We start from the raw sequence: 15,992 nt of genomic DNA, 5'->3' as shown, positions 1-15,992 counted from the left end.
CTGGACCCTCCCGGCCTCCGGCGCCGCATGCAGGACCGGGCCCCGCCCCGGGGCCGGGGGCGGCGGGAATCGGCGAGAGCTGGAGAAGCATCATCATGGTTCGGCCGCCTTCACACTGCCTACGGCACGGCATGGCACGGCCCCGGCTCCGGGCTCCGGGCTCCGGGGTGAGGGGGCCGGCACGCGGGCGCAGGCACCCCCTCACCATCCTGCGCCGACCGCCGCCGCACCGCTTCTCGTCCCCGGACAGCCCGGCCGTGCGGAGCGCCCGCGTCCGGGGCACAGCTCCGGTCCCCGGGGGCCGCCCTCGACGCGGCACCTCCGGTCGTACCGGGCTCCGGCCGGGGAGACGGCCCCGGGCCACGGCCCGGGCGGACCGTGCGGGGCGGGAGCCCGCCCCGCACGGTCCGCCCTGGTCAGCCCCGGCACGCCGCAGCCAGGCGGCGGCCGGAGGCCGGTTCGGCCGCCGGACACCTCGGTCGTCTATCGTGCGCCGGGACCGATGGCACTTGTGGAGAGGACGGACATGGACAGGTCGGCGCCGACGGCGGCCGGGACGTTGCGGCGGCATCTGGGGGTGTTCGACGCCGTGGTGATCGGGCTGGGCTCGATGATCGGCGCGGGCGTCTTCGCCGCGCTGGCCCCCGCCGCTGCCGCGGCCGGGTCCGGACTGCTGCTGGGCCTGGCGCTGGCCGGAGTGGTCGCGTACTGCAACGCGACGTCCTCGGCCCGGCTGGCTGCCCGCTATCCGGCCTCGGGAGGCACCTATGTGTACGGGAAGGAGCGCCTCGGCGCCTTCTGGGGCTACCTGGCCGGATGGGGGTTCGTCGTCGGCAAGACGGCCTCCTGCGCGGCGATGGCGCTCACCGTCGGCTCCTATGTGTGGCCCGCCCAGGCCCACGCGGTGGCGGTCGCCGCAGTGGTCGCGCTGACCGCGGTGAACTGTCTCGGCGTGCAGAAGGCCGCCTGGCTGACCCGCGCGATCGTCGCCGTCGTCCTCGCGGTACTGGCCGCCGTGGTCACCGTCTGCCTGACCGGCTCCGCCGCAGACACCGGCCACTGGGCGATCACCGCGGACGCCCGCCTGCACGGCGTCCTGCAGAGCGCCGGGCTGCTCTTCTTCGCGTTCGCCGGCTACGCACGGATCGCCACCCTCGGCGAAGAGGTCCGCGACCCCGAACGCACCATCCCTCGCGCCATCCCGGTCGCGCTCGGCATCACCCTGGTCGTGTACGCGCTGGTCGCGCTCGCCGTCCTGGCGGTGCTCGGCCCCGAGCCCCTGGCCCGCAGCGCGGCGCCGCTGGTGGACGCGGTCCGGGCGGCCGGCGTGGCGGGCCTGGCCCCGGTGGTCCGCGCCGGGGCGGCCGTCGCCGCGCTCGGCTCACTGCTGGCGCTGATCCTCGGCGTCTCCCGTACCGTCCTGGCGATGGCCCGCGACCGCAACCTCCCGCACGCCCTGGCAGCCGTCCATCCGCGCTTCGCTGTGCCGCACCGCGCCGAACTGGCCGTCGGCGCCCTCGTCGCCGTCCTCGCCGCCACGGCGGACCTGCGCGGCGCGATCGGCTTCTCCTCCTTCGGCGTGCTCACCTACTACGCGATCGCCAACGTCTCCGCGTTCACCCTCACCCCCGCCGAAAGGCGCCCCCCGCGGCTCGTGCCGATCGTCGGCGCGGTGGGCTGCGCCGTCCTGGCGTTCGCCCTCCCGCTGCCGTCCGTCCTGTGGGGGGCCGGGGTGCTGGCGGTCGGCTCCGCGGCCTACGGCACACGGGCGGTCCTCGCCCGCAGCTGACGCCGGACCGCCTGGGCCGGTGGGCGCGGGCGGCGCCCATGTGCCGGGCGGGCCGGGACCGCGGATGCGGGGGCGGCCCGCCGCTGGGCCGCCCCCGCATCCGCCGCACCACTCAGAGCTGGTGCACCGTGCCCGCGTAGCGGCGGACGAACCGGGTGCCCGTGGACGCCGTGACCGTGAAGTCGTAGCGCCCGTCGGTGCTCTTCCAGCTGACGTTCTTCCGCGACCGCGGCCCGACCTGGACGGTGCTGCTGTCGTCACCGAAGTCGTTCGCGGTGACCGCGAAGGTGACCTCGGTGTCCCCGTCGTTGACCAGCCGCAGCTCGACCGACGCGTGCTCCGGCTTCCCGGACGCCCGCAGCTCCGCGGTGACCGAGGGCAGCGCCACGTCCGTCTGGCCCTCGGGGACGACCGTGCCGGAGAAGCGGCTGACGAAGCCGTCGGCGCCGTACAGCGAGAAGTCGTACCGGCCGTCGGTGGCCGTGGTGTCCCACTCGTAGGTGCGCGACGAGCGGGGCTGGACCAGGAACGGGGTGCCGCTGAAGGGGTGGACGATGTTCGGCAGCACCGTGAAGACATAGGCCACGCTGCCGTCGTTGACCATCGTGCAGGTGACCTTGCCGGTGCGCCGGTCCACCGTGACGTCCGCGAACGGGCGGTACGGCAGCGTGCGGTGCGGCCGGTCGCCGGCCTCCTGCCTGGGCATCTGCTGCTTGCCGTCGGTGGGGGCCTGCACGGCCGGCAGGTTGTGCTGCGCGGTCGCCCGGGCCTTGAGCTCGTCGGTGTCCGGCAGCTTCGGGATGCTGTAGTCCGGGCTGGTGAAGTCGAAGCAGGTGGTGAGGTCACCGCAGACGGCACGGCGCCAGGCCGAGATGTTGGGCTCGTGCACACCGGTGACCTGCTCCAGGAAGCGCAGCACCGAGGTGTGGTCGAAGACCTGGGAGTTGACCCAGCCGCCGCGCGACCACGGCGAGCAGACCCACATCGGCACGCGGCTGCCCAGGCCGATCGGCTGGCCGCCCACGAACTCGCCCTCGGTGCCGGCCTCGGGGTACGGGGGCACCACGTGGTCGAAGAAGCCGTCGTTCTCGTCGTACATGACGAGGAAGACGGTGTTCTTCCACACCTCCTTGTTGGACATCAGCGACTGCAGGGCCTTGTTGACCCACCAGGCGCCCCAGTCGGGGCCGGCGCTGGGGTGCTCGCAGTAGTTGAAGGGGGCCACCAGCCAGGAGACGGTGGGCAGTTGGTTGTCCCTGCAGTCCTTGTCGAACGCCGTCAGGTCGTACTTGGTCATGGCGTTGACGTACAGCGGCGAGTCCTTCGGTGCCTCGGCGAACTGCTTGAAGTACGACAGGGCGTTGTCGTCGTAGTCGCCGTTCTCGTCGTCCGATCCGTCCGGGTTGTGGTAGACGCGCCAGCTGATGCCGGCCTTCTCCAGCCGCTCGGCGTAGGTCGTCCAGTCGCCGACCGGGTTCTCGGTGACGATCGAGTTGTCGATGAACGGGCCCGTGGTGCCGTCCGTGCCGGGGCCGGGGGTCCCCGTCCACAGGTACAGCCGGTTGGGGTCGGTGGGGCCGTTCAGCGAGGTGAAGTACTGGTCGCAGACGGTGAAGGCGTCGGCCATGGCGTACTGGAACGGGATGTCCTCCCGGGTGAAGTAGCCCATGGTGTAGTGGCCCTTGGCGGCGACCCAGCCGTTCTGCGCGCCGTGGTTGACGGCCTGGTGGCCGGAGGACCAGCCGTGGTCCAGGCCGCCGAAGTCCTGGGCCTTGAAGGCGCTGGTGTCGAAGCGGAAGGGGAGCGAGTAGCCCTCCGCCCGGCCGCCGTCGGGCTGCTGGAAGACGGAGTTGCCGTTGGGGAGGACCACGCCCTGCTTGTCGTCGAAGCCGCGGACGCCGTTGAGGGTGCCCAGGTAGTGGTCGAAGCTGCGGTTCTCCTGCATCAGGATGACGACGTGCTTGACGTCGCGGATGCTGCCGCCGGGGCGGCGGTCGGCCGAGGCGGCCGATTCGGCGTCGGCGGCCTCGGCGGTTCCGGCCGTTGCGGGCAGGCCGGCCACGGCGGTCGCGCCGGCTGCGGCGGCGACGAAGGAACGGCGGCTGAGAGGGGTCATGACTTGCGGGTCCTTTGGTCGGGCGGTGCGGTCGGGCGGTGGGGTCGGACGGGGCGGCCGTCCGGCGGTCAGGGGCGCTGCGGGCGTCCGGCGGTCAGTGACCGGCCTGCAGCCTGAAGGTGACCACCGCCGCGGCGTGGTCGGAGGGCCAGCCGTTGGCCGAGGTGTCCGGCACCTGCTTCGGCCAGCCGGTGGTGAGGTTGTGCGCCTCGACGACCTTGAGGGAGCCGGCGTACTGGATCTGGTCGATACGGTCCTGCGGCTCCGCGCCGCCGCCGTCGTGCTCCCGGCGCACCGGCGACCAGGTGATGCCGGGGGTCTTCACCGGGTCGGAGTTGAGCTCGCGGAAGGCGTCGGTGAGGCCGGCCTTCGCCAGCGTCTCGGTGACCGGCCAGTCCACCGCGCCCATGCCGCCGTGCCGGCCGGCCGTCTTCTTCGTCCAGTCCAGGTGCGAGGGGGACGCGAGGCCGGCCGCAAGGATCACGGGCGTGTGGGAGCCCAGATCGTGCCGCATCGCGGCGACCAGCGCCTGGGCCTGCTGGTGGCGGACCGTACGCTGCTCGGCGGAGACCAGTTGGGCTGCGCTGGTCCCGCCGTCGACGGCGTACGGGCCGTAGTCGGCCTCGTCGAGCTGGGCCGCCCAGAGCCGCACGGTGGTGCCGCCGGGCAGCTGGACGGTGGCCGAGACGGCGGGCAGGGCCTCGGTGGGTCCGGTGACGTCGGTCAGCGGGTAGCGGCTGACGATGCCGAGGCTGCCGGAGCTCTGGTGGACGTGCCAGCCCAGCGCCTCGCCGAGGGCCGTGGCCGCGGTCCCGCCGGTCTCCTGCAGGGCCACCACGTCGAGGTTCTGGGTGAGGACGACCCGCGCCTGCTTCTCCAGAGCGCTGCTGACGTGCGCGCCGGCGTCCCAGAGGTTCAGGGAGGCGACCTTGAGGGTGAGGTCGTCCTTCTCGTCGCGCACCGGCACCTGGACGGTCACGGTGTCCCTGCCGTTGGCGCTGTCCTGCACGCCCACCACGATCCGGCCCGGGTCGCGCGGCGCACGCGAGGGCGCCTTGGCGGTGACGGTGCCGTCGGAGGCCACCACCAGCCAGGAGTCGCCGGAGATCCGCCGGTAGGACGGAGTGCCGGGCTTGTTGCCCGCGGGGCGCACCCACAGCCCTGCGAGCGGGACGCGCACGGTGTCCCCGGCGGTCGCGGGGGCGGTCACCGCGTCCACGGCGGAGTACGGCGGCTGCACCGGGGTGAAGCTGAACGACCCGGTCTTCGCGAGGATCGGGTACATGTCGTCGAAGAGCAGGTAGGCGGTGTAGGGACCGCCGGTGAGGCCCGAGGTGTCCAGCGTCAGGGTGCCTGAGGCGGCGGCGGAGTAGGCCCACACCAGGGAGCTTCCGTCGCCGGGCCGGCGGTCCCCGTCGTAGATGCCGATCCAGTTCTTGGCGTTGGGGGTCGAGGTGCTCCAGGTGAAGGTGAGCTTCGCACCCTCGCAGGGGGCGAGGGTGTTCACCGTCAGGCTGTCGCCGGACGCGAAGGAGATCGGGACGGACGCCCGGGCGAGGACCTGGTTCCCGTCGTCGTGGAGCAGGTACGCGGTGTACGGACCGCCGGCCAGGGCGTGGGTGTCGACGGTGGTGGACCCGGACGTCCCGGAGGTCACATAGGCCCACGCCGCGGAGCTGGAGCCCGGGGAGGTCGCCGGACCGTAGATGCCGATCCAGTTCTTGGCGTTGGGCTGGTCGGTGGTCCACTCGAAGGTCAGCTTGTCGCCCACGTGCGGTGCGGCCGGGGAGGCCAGGACGAGGGTGCTTGCGGCCGCGTCGGCGGGCTGGGGTGGCATGGGTGACGAGTCCTCTCCGTCCGGTCCGGGCGGGGCGCGCGGGCCGGACAGCCGGGCCGGCGCATCGGCCCGGCGGTGAAACGCTGGTCACGGGTGCGGCGGTGCCACGCGCGCCCAGCACGGTCCAGTTGGCTGTACAACTTGGCCCAGTAAGCGGCTCGTCCGGAAATGCCGTGTGAACCAGGCATGGCGCACGGCCGGTCGACGGCCGAAAAGTTGCCGCTTGAACGGAGCGGGCCAGCACGGGCGTCCGCAGCAGACCCCGGCCGCCAGCCGCTCCCGGGGGCGCCGACGCTCGTGGCGGCCATCCGGGGTCGGCGCGCGCAGCCCGTGCCCGGCGCGATCACACCGGTGACGACGGGGGCACGATCCCGGCCCACCGCAGCCGTCCGAGCAGCCCGCCGAAGGCCGTCGCCCCGACCCGACCGGGCACGTCAGCGGCACCGGTGTTCGGACGCGGGCGCGATCCGGCAGCCCGGAACGGCACCCGAGCACAGGGTGGGCCGCAACCAGCGCGGAGATGATCGGCGCGGGCGCACACCGGGCCTTCACCGCTCGGCCGCCGCACTCGGCGACCCGCGTCGCCCCCTGCGATCCGCGCCGCAGGGGGCGGCTCCGTCCCAACGCCGGTACGGGCTCCGGACCCTGCGGAGGGGCGCTTCGCCCCAGTTGCTGCACGAGCGGGCGAACGGATCATCGACCAGGTCGGAGGGCGGAGCATCGCGCACGACGGCGAGGTGCGGCGCCCGGCCTCGGCTGCGCCACGCCGCGGGAAGCGCCAGAGGGAGGAGTCACCGTCGATCGCCCGCTCCGGCACGGCTTCCGCGACCTGGATCAGCGGTCCGCCACTGCCGGACGCCACTGCCGGGCAGCGCCCCGACCGGCTCTGCGGCCCGGGCCCGCCCGCCGGCGGTCGAGTCCCTCCGTTCCGGTCGGCCGGAAGGGCCGGCCCCCGGCCGGCCCTTCGCCTCACGGACGTTCAGACGGTGACGACGAGCTTCTGCGCGGAGACGCCGTTTTTGAGCTGCCGCAACGCGTCCGGGATGTGTGCAAGCCCGTGGCCGACGACGGTCGCGTCCGGTGCGGCGCGGTAGGCGCCGGTGGAGAGCGCGCCCGGCAGGAAGCCGACGTAGATCGCCGGTCCGACCTCGTTGTCCTTGAGAGTGCCGCCCCAGATGCTGCTCACCCGCACCCCGAGCCGTCGCGCGCGCCGTGCGGTGATGCGTGTGAACAGGGCAGGCTGGGCGGAGGCGATCCGTTTGCTGCCCGTGGTCCTGGCTGCGACAGCGATCGTCTTCGTGAGGGATCCGGATCCGATCGCGAGCGTGCCGGCGAGCGGGCTGCCGCCGATGCGTTCCACGATCTCCTCGACGGCCGTGGGACTGCTGCGGTCGACTGCCGCGGCGGCGCCCAGGGATCGGACGTAGTCGAAGTTGTGCGGTGAGGCGGTGGTCACGACCTGGTAGCCCGCACTGCGGGCGAGCTGGATCGCATTGGCCCCGACGCTTGTCGAACCGCCCCATACGAGCACCGTCTCCGACCGGTCGACGGGCTGGGAGAGGTCCGGCGCACCTGGGATCGCCAGCCCCAGGTGGTCCTGCTGGAACATGCCGGTCGAGGCGGTGGAGAGGGCCAGCGGGAGCACCGCCGCCTGTGCGAAGGGCAGCGAGTCGGGGATGGGGGCGACCATGTGCTGCATGAGCACGGCGTAGTGCTGGAAGGCGCTCTCGGCTGCGCGGTTCTGCGACTTGTCGACGCCGAACGCGTGCCCGAGGACGCGGTCGCCCGGCCGGAGCCGTGTCACGCCCGAACCGGTCTCGACGACTTCACCGGCGACGTCCGAGCCCACGACGGCCGGAAAGGTCAGCCAGGGCAGGGCCAGGCGGTACAGGAAGCCGGGGATGCCGTCGATGGGGTTCACAGCGATCGCCCGTACGCGGACGACGACCTCGTTCGCCGCCGGAGGCGTGTAGGGAGCGGGGCCCACCTCGAAGCGCGCACCTCGCCTCGGCAGCCACAGCGCGGTGTTCTGACGGGTCATCTCCGGGCCTCTTTCCGTTGCCAGGCCGCTCGCCTGGGTCGTCGGGTCGCATGAACGCACCAGCGAGACTAGGCAGCGTCTAGAAACTAGTCAACGTCTACTTTCAGTAGGATGCAGCCATGTCCCACAGGCCCTTCCACCACGGCAACCTCCGTGCCGTGCTGCTAGAACAGGCGGAGGCGGTGCTTCGGGAGCGCGGGATCGACGCGCTGTCCCTCAGGGAACTGGCGCGTGAGGCGGGCGTCAGTCACGGAGCCCCCCGGAGCCACTTCGTCGACCGGAAGGCCCTGCTCGACGCGCTCGCGGAACGGGGCTTCGTCCGGCTCGCCGACCAGATCCGCGAGGCCGTTTCACAGGTGCCCGCGGACCATGCCCGCACCCTCCACGCGGCGGCCTCGGCATACCTGAGGTTCGCCGAGCGGGACCCGGCACTGCTCGACCTCATGTTCGCGACCAAGGCCGACGGTCCCCCGGAAGCGGTCCGCAGCGCCGCGGAACGCCTCTTCGGCGTCATGACCGGCATCATGGACGCGGGTGTGGAAGCGGGCGCGTACGACCGGAGCGACGTCGGCCGGCTGACCCTGCTGCTGTCCGCGACGGTCCAGGGCATCTCGACGCTCGTGACGTCCCGGCGGATCACGGTGTCCCAGGGCGAGACGCTGATCGACGACGCCATCTCGGTCTTCCTCAGGGGCGTGTCGGCCGAACGCCACGGGTGAGTGACCGCCAACCTCGTCCGGTCCGCGCCTCGATCGACCCCTCGACGGCTGCCGCCGGGGCCGGAAACCGCTCGGCCCCTGCAGTGAGGCGGGCGGTCAGGCCACCGGCCGGATCCCGCCTCCGGCTCTCTGCCGCAGTGCGGCCTGGAGGCGGTCCCGGACCGCGGTCTGGGCCGCGATGCGTTCGTTGAGGACCGCCAGCCGCTCCACCGCGACCCGGAGGCCCCGGTCGGACGGCGGCGCCGTCGTCACGTCTCCGTCCAGACACGGCAGGAAGACCCGCACGTCGTCCAGGGTGAGTCCGGCGGCCAGGAGGTGGCGGATGTTGCGGACCCGCACCACCACCCGCTCGTCGTAGACGCGGTAACCGTTGGGGGCCCGCTCCGAAGAGATCAGCCCCGCCTGCTCGTAGTGGCGCAGCGCACGGGCGGTCGCCCCGGTCGCCGTGGCCAACTCACCGATCCGCACCCGCTCCGCCCTCCCGGGTGCAAGTCCTATCACGCCACGACCGCCCCGCCGTCGACCGGGAGCACCACCCCGGTGACGAACGACGCGGCCGGTGCGGCAAGCCGGGTGATCGCCCAGGCCACCTCCTCCGGCCGGCCGATCCGGCGCAGCGGGGTGTGCGCCAGCTGCCACTCCCGCACCGCGGCCATCCGTTCAGGCGTCAGTCCCTGGTGCTCGCCGATCGGGGTGTCGATCGCGCCCGGCGCGACCGCCACCACTCGGATACCGCGGGGCGCCAGTTCGACCGCCCAGCTGCGCGTCAGCGTCTCCAGTGCGGTCTTGGTCGCCGCGTAGACGGAACTGCCCGGCCAGGCCCGCTGGCCCACCGAGGTGCTCACGTTGACGATCACTCCGCCGGACGCCTCCAGCGACGGCAGGGCGGCCTGGGCCAGCAGGACGGGTGCGATCAGGTTGGTGGCGATCTGCGGCGCGATCGCCTCCGGTGTGAGCGTGCCGAGGGCTCCGCTGCGGACGATGCCGGCGTTGTTGACCAGCACGTCCAGCCGGCCGTGCGTCTCCAGCGCGGTCCGGACGACCAGCTCGGGTCCGCCGTCGGCGGTGATGTCGGCGGCCAGCGGGGTGATCCGGTCGTGTCCGGCGGCGGTCTCGTGGAGCGGTGCGGCCCGCCGGCCGACGGCGAGGACATGGGCGCCCTCGGCGGCGAAGGCGCGGGCGGTGGCCCGGCCGATCCCGGTACCGGCCCCGGTGACGGCGACGATCGGGGTGATCCGGGGTGCGGTGTTGGTGTCCATGCCGGACATCGTTCAACCCTGCCGTCAGCGGCAAGGTCAAGCGGCGTCCGGTGGGCTGGTGATCAGCGGATGAGGCCGCCACCCGCGGCCCGCCGCCGCAAGCCCCTCACCCGGTCACTCCGGGCCCAGCGCCACCACCGTGGTGACCCTGGTGAGGGCCGGCTTCCTCGGCACCGAACCGAAGCCGAAACGGACGGGCGGCTCGACCGGCGCGATCCCTCCGAGGCCGATGCCCTCGAAAACCGCCGACACCGTCCGGATCGGCTGCAGGTCCCGGGCGCAGTACCACTCCCGGCGGCCCCCGCCGGCGCTGCCGCGGGTCCGCACACCGGCCAGCAGCACCCGGGCGGGCCGGTCCGTCAGCGCGCTGAAGGCCGGACGGCGGGCGAGCACCCCCGGTACGGCGCGCAGCAGACACCCCAGGGGCCCTCGTCGCCCGGTGGTGAAGCGCAGGTCCAGTGTCCCCGCCCGGACGGTCCAGACGTCGGCGCCGGCGGTCACCTCGACCGGCACCACCCGGACCGTGTCGAAGGTGTAGGTCGCCCGGACGAAGTCGGCCGTCTCCTGTGTGGGGGCCAGCAGCAGCCGCTCTCCGTCCACCCGCTCGACCATCACATCGCTGAACGGCCCGAACGGCGACCGCGGCCAGTGCCCCAGCACGATGCGCGTTCCCGAGGAGGTGCCCACGCCCGCGATCCAGCCGTCGAAGCGCAGCCGCCGGCGCCGCGCGGCCGCGCTGGGGATCCGGCTCATCCGCCCGCTCCTGCCCGAAGGTCCTGAGATGGTCCGTGCTTCGCTCAGGTCCTGCCCGTAGTGCGGGAGGCCGTCGGCAGCCACGCGCCCAAGCTACCGCGCCGTCAGCGGATGCCCCCTACCCACGCCGAGAGGGTGAGTGATCGCCAGACACTCTCCACGGAAGGGGATCCGCGACCGGTCATCCGGCCGGCACCGTCGTCCGGGCCTGCGGCCTGCCCACGCCGTCCCCGTCCGCTGGGCCGCGCCCCGGACGGAGGGCGGCCATGCACCGGAGCAGGGCGCGGGCGGCTGCGTCGTTCTGCCGGAAGCCGGGTGAGTCGCTGCGCGGACGGGCGAAGGCCGCCGCGGCGCGGAGGTTGGTGTGGGCGCCCAGGGCGATGCGGCGGGGATGCGGGCCGGTGGCCGGGTCGAGGACGCGCCCGTCGGCGGGGACGATGCTGAGCAGGCCGGAGCGGTGGGTGTGGGTGTCGTCGGAGACGACGTCCTCGGTGACCGCGCCGGCGGAGTGCAGCTGCCGCAGCAGCGGGTCGCGGGTGCGGTGCAGGGAGGCGCCGGGCAGGTACGCCTCGATCAGCGCGGTGGCCCGGACCGTGTGGCCGGGCACGGAGGGACTGGAGGCGACGAAGGTGCCGGTGGCCTCGTCGGCCCGGACCTGGATGTCCGCCCCCAGGAAGCGGACCACGCCGGCCCGGGAGAGGGCCAGCAGCTCACGCAGCCGGAAGCCGGGCGGCCCGGAGGCGAGATAGCTGAAGAAGCCGAACCACCAGCCGTCCACCTGGTGGGCGATGGAGTGGGCGGTGAGCCTGCCGGAGGCGAGCACCCGGGGCAGCTGGCCGAAGAGTGAGAGCAGCGCGAGGAAGGCCCCCAGGTCGGCGCTGTGGGCCGGGTCGGCGCGGCGTTCGACGTCCCGGGCGATGTGGTCGCGCAGGTGCTCCTGGAAGGCCTCGGGTGTGGGGAAGGCGAGCCCGGCCAGGGGGTGGTCGAGGGCGTCGAGGTCCAGCCGGTCGGCGGGGTCGGGCACCGCGGCCGAGACCAGTGCGCCGAGAGCCGGGGAGTACCAGTCGAGGCGGTCGTAGGCGGCGAGGAACTCCTCCCAGGGGAGGGCGGTGCGCTCGGCATGGGCGTGGAAGAGCTCGTGGTAGTGGCCGAAGCCGATCTCCTTCGCCATCAGGGGCCACAGGTCGCGCCGCAGGTCGAGCGGCCCGTCGGTGGCGAGCAGGGCGTCGACGGCGGCGCCGCCGAAGTAGCGGGGCAGCGGGGCGGGCGGGCCCTGCAGCCGGTAGCCGGTCTTGGAGTGGTACGGGACGCCGCGCCGTGAGCCGACGTGGAGCACCGGTTCGCGGCCGGAGGGCAGATAGGTCAGCTCGCCGTCCGGCCCGGTGCGGTACGTGCCCCCGCGGCCCTCGGTGAGCAGCACCGTCAGATCCACGAAGGCCAGTCCGAACCCGCGCAGCACCACCTGCTCCCCCGGCCGCAGCGCGGAGAGGTCGGCGTCGGCGGAGAACTCCGGCGGGAGGTAGAAGCGGCCGTGGCGGGCGGCGAAGTCGGCCAGGGCGCGGTGCCCGGCGCCGGGTGCTGCGTCCAGGTGGCCCTGGGTGAGGACGACGGCGTCGGCGTCCAGCGGCGCGGCCCGCCCGGCCAGCCGGACCTGCTGCGGTCCGTCGGCGGGGCCGGTGACGGCCGTGGCGGTGGCGCGGTGCCACTGCACGGTGATGTGCGGCGGCAGTTCACGCAGCGTACGGCGGAACACCCAGTCGAGGTAGGCGCTCTGCGCACGGCGGGTGGGGAAGTCGGTGGGGGCGAGTGAGCGGAGTTCGGCGAGGACGTCGGGGTCGTCGGGCTCGGCGTACGGCTCGTGGCGGGGCGAACGGCCGGAGAACTGCCCGGCCCACTCGGCCAGTGAGGGGCCCGGCCGCACCGGGCCCTCGACGGTGGAGGACTCGTCGGTGAACATGGTGACGTCCTCGGCCATGGAGTTCATCCGCAGCAGCGGCGACTGCTCATGGCGCCAGACACGGCCGGGTCCCGGCGGGTGGGGGTCGACCAGGTGGATGTGCAGGGGCTGGTCGGGCCGCAGTTCGGGGGCGTTGGCGGCGATCCGCTCCAGCAGGCCGGTGCCGCGCGGGCCGGCGCCGACGATGACCAGGGTGGCGGCCCTCGGGGTGCTCACCGGTCACCGTCCAGGCGGACCTCGGCGTCGGCGGCGGTGGCGGTGCGCAGCCGGGCGCGCACCGCGGCGGCCTGTCCGCGCAGCCGTTGCAGCGGAGTCGGCGGCAGGTCGCGGGTGGCGCCGCGCGCATAGTGCCGCTCGACGTAGAACTGGCCGATGCCGAGCACGCTGGTGATCGCGACGTACCAGAGGGTGGCCACCATCAGCAGCGGGATCACCTGGTAGGTGCGGTTGTAGACCAGCTGCACGGAGTAGAGCAGGTCCTGGACGGCCAGCACGCTGACGATGCTGGTGCCCTTGAGGGTGCCGATCAGCATGTTCCCGGCGGTGGGGACGATGGACCGCATCGCCTGGGGGACGACGATCCTGCGCAGCACCCTGGTCCTGCTCAGTCCGAGCGCCTGGGCGGCCTCGACCTGTCCGCCGTCCACGGAGAGGATGCCGCCGCGCACCACCTCGGCGGCGTAGGCCGCCTCGTGGAGGGTGAGGCCGATCACGGCGGTGGCGGTGGCGCCCAGCAGGTTCACCGTCCGGAAGCTGACGAACTCGGGTCCGAACGGGATGCCGAACCCCAGGGTCGGGTACAGGGCGCCGATGTTGAACCAGAAGAGCAGCTGCACCAGGATCGGGGTGGAGCGGAAGATCCACACATAGCCCCAGCTCAGGGTGCGCAGCACCGGGTTGGCGGACAGCCGCATCACGGCGAGCAGGGTGCCGAGCACGAAGCCCAGTGCCATGGTGAGGGCGGTCAGCCAGAGGGTGAGCAGCAGCCCGTCGAGTACGGCGGTGGTGGTGAAGTAGCGGCCGACCACGTCCCACTGGAAGGCCTGGTTGCGGACGACGGAGTTGACCACCATCCCGAGGACCAGCAGGGCGGCCGCTGCGGCGGCCAGCCGGCCGAGGTGGCGGCGGGGCACGAGCTTCGGCTCGGCGTCGGGGGCGGGGGTCCTCGGCCGTGGCACGGAGGCCACGGGTATGACGTCTGGGGATGCGGCCATGGCAGGCCCTCCGGGAGGGAGTAGCGGGCGGCGGGCGGGGGGCGACTCGCTGCGGTGGTGCACACAGCGGCTCGCGGGCACGGCTGCGACCGCTGGACGGTCGGCCGGGCCTTTCCGGCGTCATCACGCGCGCCACGTCCCTCAACGCGGCAGGACCGGCCGCCGGTGGAACGGAGCCGGTCCGCATCGATCGTACGTGTGGCCGAGGTGCGGGTGTCAAGCAAGTGCCGCGATCCGGACGGTGGTTGACGAACTGCACGGCTCGCTGCTCAACTAGCGGGGTGAACGCCGAACAGCGCCTGGTCAGCCGTGGCCACATCGACTTTGGTCGAGTGTGGTCCGCGGCGTGTCGTCGCGCCTGATTCGGCAGCGGGCCGCCTGATCGGCCCCTCCCTCCCTCGGTGACCCCGTCGCGGGCCGAGTTCTTCTCCCGTACCGCCGCATCGCCCTGTGACCAGGGCTGTCCGCCGGCGTACGGACCACGGGCGCACGCTGCCGCTCCTCCTTCCCGGACGCTTCCGAACCGACGCGTCATCACGCCTGCTCCACCGCACCAGAGCCGCATCCCTTTCCGACCGCAGTCGCGTCCGCGCGCCGAGGGCCTTCCCGGCATGCCCGCGTACGGCTGCGCCCAGCCCGAAAGGCCACCACCATGCCTGTGGAGTTCCTCGGCATCGCCGCCACCAACGACGGCTCGGAGACGAGCCCGCGGTCCGGCGCCTCGTTCGACAAGGACTACACACTCAGGCTCGCCCGTGCCCATGAGGACCACGGCTGGGACCGTGTGCTGTTCGCCTACGGCTCCGGCTCGCCCGACCCGGCGCCGGCCGCCGCGTATGTCGCCGCGAGGCTGGAGAAGCTGCAGATCCTGCTCGCCCACCGGCCGAACGTCTCCTATCCGACGTACGCCGCCAAGACCTTCGCGACCCTGGACCGGATCAGCGACGGCCGGCTCACCGTCCACTTCATCACCGGCGGCAACGACCACGAGCAGCGGCGCGAGGGCGACACGCTGACCAAGGACCAGCGGTACTCCCGCACCCGCGAGTACATCCAGATCGTCAAGCGGATCTGGACCACCCATGAGCCCTTCGACCACGAGGGCGAGCACTACACCTTCCACGACTTCGTCAGCGACGTCTTCCCGGTGCAGCAGCCCCGCCCCGGTGTCTCCTTCGGTGGCTCGTCCCCGGCGGCGTACGCGGCCGGCGGCGCCGAAGCCGACATCTTCTGCCTCTGGGGCGAGCCGCTGGCCCAGACCGCCGAGCAGATCGAGGCGGTGAAGGCGGCGGCGGCCGCGGCGGGCCGTACCGAACCGCCCCGCTTCCAGGTCGCCTTCCGGCCGATCATCGCGCCCACCGAGGAGCTCGCCTGGGAGAAGGCCCATCGCACGGTCGACGCCATCCGGGCCCGCCGGGCGAGCGGCGCCCCGGTGGGCGTACGCCACCACACGGGCGCCGCGCCCGAGAACACCGGCTCGCGGCGCCTGATCGCCATCGCGGAGAGCGGTGAGCGGCACGACCGGGCGCTGTGGACCCCGACCGCCGCCGTCACCGGCGGGGCCGGCAACTCCAACGCCCTGGTCGGCACCCCCGAGACGGTCGCCCAGGCGCTGCTCGACTACTACGACCTGGGTGTCGACATCCTCTCCGCCCGTGGCTACGACCTGCTGGGCGACGCCGTCGACTTCGGGCGGTACGTCATCCCGATCGTCCGCGAGGAGGTCGCCAAGCGCGACGCCGAGCGCGCCGCGGGGCAGCACCGCCCCGGACTCACGGCGGTGCGCTCATGACGTCCGTCGCCGAGCCGTCCGCCGGTCTGGTGGTGGTCCGGGCCTCGGTCTCCGACCCGCTGGTGGAGCCGCTGCTGCGGGAACTGGAGTGGGAGTACTCGTCCCGCTACGGCGGGGACGCCCGCGGTGAGCTGAACCGCTACCCCGCCGAGGAGTTCGCGCCGCCGCACGGGGTGCTGCTCCTGGTGCTGGAGAACGGTGAGCCGATCGCAGGCGGCGCCTTCCGGCGGTACGACGACTCCACCGCCGAGCTGAAGCGGATCTGGACGGCCGCCGCCCACCGCCGCCGGGGCCTCGCCCGCCGGGTCGTCGCGGAACTGGAGCGGGAGGCCGAGGCCCGCGGCTACCGCCGGATCCACCTGACCACCGGCCCGCGCCAGCCCGAGGCCCGCGGCCTGTACCTCGCCACCGGCTACACGCCGCTGTTCGACACGGACGCCGACCCGGAGACCGTCGGCCCGCTGCCCTTCGAGAAGCACCTCGACCCCGACTCGACCAGAACCGGAAAGGCCTGA

Annotated in this window: 12 protein-coding genes; 4 read left to right on the top strand and 8 right to left on the bottom strand. The window is 73.5% G+C overall.

What is annotated here, in order from left to right; translation table 11 throughout:
- The first annotated feature begins 526 nt into the window (after positions 1–526).
- Positions 527–1,789, top strand: coding sequence for an APC family permease (locus AOK09_RS09095; RefSeq protein WP_055586611.1), 1,263 nt, complete (start codon positions 527–529; stop codon positions 1,787–1,789).
- A gap of 112 nt (positions 1,790–1,901) precedes the next feature.
- On the opposite strand, the gene AOK09_RS09090 is transcribed toward AOK09_RS09095, so the two are convergent.
- The 3 genes from AOK09_RS09090 to AOK09_RS09080 form a co-directional block, all read right to left on the bottom strand.
- The gene (locus AOK09_RS09090; protein ID WP_055586610.1) at positions 1,902–3,905 is read right to left on the bottom strand and encodes a phosphocholine-specific phospholipase C; all 2,004 of its coding nucleotides are present in this window, start codon (positions 3,903–3,905) and stop codon (positions 1,902–1,904) included.
- A 94-nt stretch (positions 3,906–3,999) separates the two neighbouring features.
- A complete protein-coding gene (locus AOK09_RS09085; RefSeq protein WP_055586609.1) occupies positions 4,000–5,742 on the bottom strand; it encodes an endonuclease/exonuclease/phosphatase family protein in 1,743 nt (580 codons plus the stop codon).
- Positions 5,743–6,721: 979 nt separating this feature from the next.
- Positions 6,722–7,783: a zinc-binding alcohol dehydrogenase family protein gene (locus AOK09_RS09080; RefSeq protein ID WP_055586608.1), complete on the bottom strand. Its 1,062-nt coding sequence runs from the start codon at positions 7,781–7,783 to the stop codon at positions 6,722–6,724.
- Positions 7,784–7,902: 119 nt separating this feature from the next.
- On the opposite strand from AOK09_RS09080, the gene AOK09_RS09075 reads away from it, so the two are divergent.
- Positions 7,903–8,502 (top strand): TetR/AcrR family transcriptional regulator, encoded by a 600-nt coding sequence (locus AOK09_RS09075; RefSeq protein WP_055586607.1) that lies wholly within the window; start codon positions 7,903–7,905, stop codon positions 8,500–8,502.
- A 96-nt stretch (positions 8,503–8,598) separates the two neighbouring features.
- On the opposite strand, the gene AOK09_RS09070 is transcribed toward AOK09_RS09075, so the two are convergent.
- From AOK09_RS09070 to AOK09_RS09050, 5 genes are all read right to left on the bottom strand, one after another.
- Positions 8,599–8,970, bottom strand: a complete 372-nt coding sequence (locus tag AOK09_RS09070; protein ID WP_107101278.1) for a MerR family transcriptional regulator — start codon at positions 8,968–8,970, stop codon at positions 8,599–8,601.
- A 29-nt stretch (positions 8,971–8,999) separates the two neighbouring features.
- Positions 9,000–9,761, bottom strand: a complete 762-nt coding sequence (locus tag AOK09_RS09065) for an SDR family NAD(P)-dependent oxidoreductase (RefSeq protein ID WP_407675374.1) — start codon at positions 9,759–9,761, stop codon at positions 9,000–9,002.
- A 114-nt stretch (positions 9,762–9,875) separates the two neighbouring features.
- On the bottom strand, positions 9,876–10,514 hold the full coding sequence (locus AOK09_RS09060) for a hypothetical protein (RefSeq protein ID WP_055586604.1): 639 nt from the start codon (positions 10,512–10,514) through the stop codon (positions 9,876–9,878).
- Between the two features lie 181 nt (positions 10,515–10,695).
- A complete protein-coding gene (locus AOK09_RS09055; RefSeq protein WP_055586603.1) occupies positions 10,696–12,687 on the bottom strand; it encodes an FAD/NAD(P)-binding protein in 1,992 nt (663 codons plus the stop codon).
- Complete coding sequence (locus tag AOK09_RS09050) at positions 12,684–13,685, bottom strand: amino acid ABC transporter permease (protein ID WP_055586602.1); 1,002 nt, start codon at positions 13,683–13,685, stop codon at positions 12,684–12,686. The genes AOK09_RS09055 and AOK09_RS09050 overlap by 4 nt, the downstream gene beginning before the upstream one ends.
- Before the next feature lie 652 nt (positions 13,686–14,337).
- Between AOK09_RS09050 and AOK09_RS09045 the strand changes: the two genes are divergently transcribed.
- Both AOK09_RS09045 and AOK09_RS09040 read left to right on the top strand, forming a co-directional pair.
- Entirely contained in the window at positions 14,338–15,477 is a 1,140-nt protein-coding gene (locus tag AOK09_RS09045; protein WP_055586601.1) for an LLM class flavin-dependent oxidoreductase, read from the top strand.
- Entirely contained in the window at positions 15,474–15,992 is a 519-nt protein-coding gene (locus AOK09_RS09040) for a GNAT family N-acetyltransferase (RefSeq protein ID WP_055586600.1), read from the top strand. Before AOK09_RS09045 ends, AOK09_RS09040 begins: the two co-directional genes overlap by 4 nt.

It is taken from the genome of Peterkaempfera griseoplana, from assembly GCF_001418575.1.
Classification (GTDB): Bacteria; Actinomycetota; Actinomycetes; order Streptomycetales; family Streptomycetaceae; genus Peterkaempfera; species Peterkaempfera griseoplana.
The sequence above is the reverse complement of the archived record's forward strand: the minus strand, read 5'-3'. Positions and strand labels throughout refer to the sequence as shown.

Excerpts from the sequence above, each read along its gene's own strand:
- AOK09_RS09075 (WP_055586607.1), top strand. The coding sequence starts at position 7,903 with ATGTCCCACAGGCCCTTCCACCACGGCAACCTCCGTGCCGTGCTGCTA.
- AOK09_RS09040 (WP_055586600.1), top strand. The coding sequence starts at position 15,474 with ATGACGTCCGTCGCCGAGCCGTCCGCCGGTCTGGTGGTGGTCCGGGCC.
- AOK09_RS09095 (WP_055586611.1), top strand. The coding sequence starts at position 527 with ATGGACAGGTCGGCGCCGACGGCGGCCGGGACGTTGCGGCGGCATCTG.
- AOK09_RS09080 (WP_055586608.1), bottom strand. The coding sequence starts at position 7,783 with ATGACCCGTCAGAACACCGCGCTGTGGCTGCCGAGGCGAGGTGCGCGC.
- AOK09_RS09050 (WP_055586602.1), bottom strand. The coding sequence starts at position 13,685 with ATGGCCGCATCCCCAGACGTCATACCCGTGGCCTCCGTGCCACGGCCG.
- AOK09_RS09085 (WP_055586609.1), bottom strand. The coding sequence starts at position 5,742 with ATGCCACCCCAGCCCGCCGACGCGGCCGCAAGCACCCTCGTCCTGGCC.
- AOK09_RS09090 (WP_055586610.1), bottom strand. The coding sequence starts at position 3,905 with ATGACCCCTCTCAGCCGCCGTTCCTTCGTCGCCGCCGCAGCCGGCGCG.
- AOK09_RS09065 (WP_407675374.1), bottom strand. The coding sequence starts at position 9,761 with ATGGACACCAACACCGCACCCCGGATCACCCCGATCGTCGCCGTCACC.
- AOK09_RS09045 (WP_055586601.1), top strand. The coding sequence starts at position 14,338 with ATGCCTGTGGAGTTCCTCGGCATCGCCGCCACCAACGACGGCTCGGAG.
- AOK09_RS09060 (WP_055586604.1), bottom strand. The coding sequence starts at position 10,514 with ATGAGCCGGATCCCCAGCGCGGCCGCGCGGCGCCGGCGGCTGCGCTTC.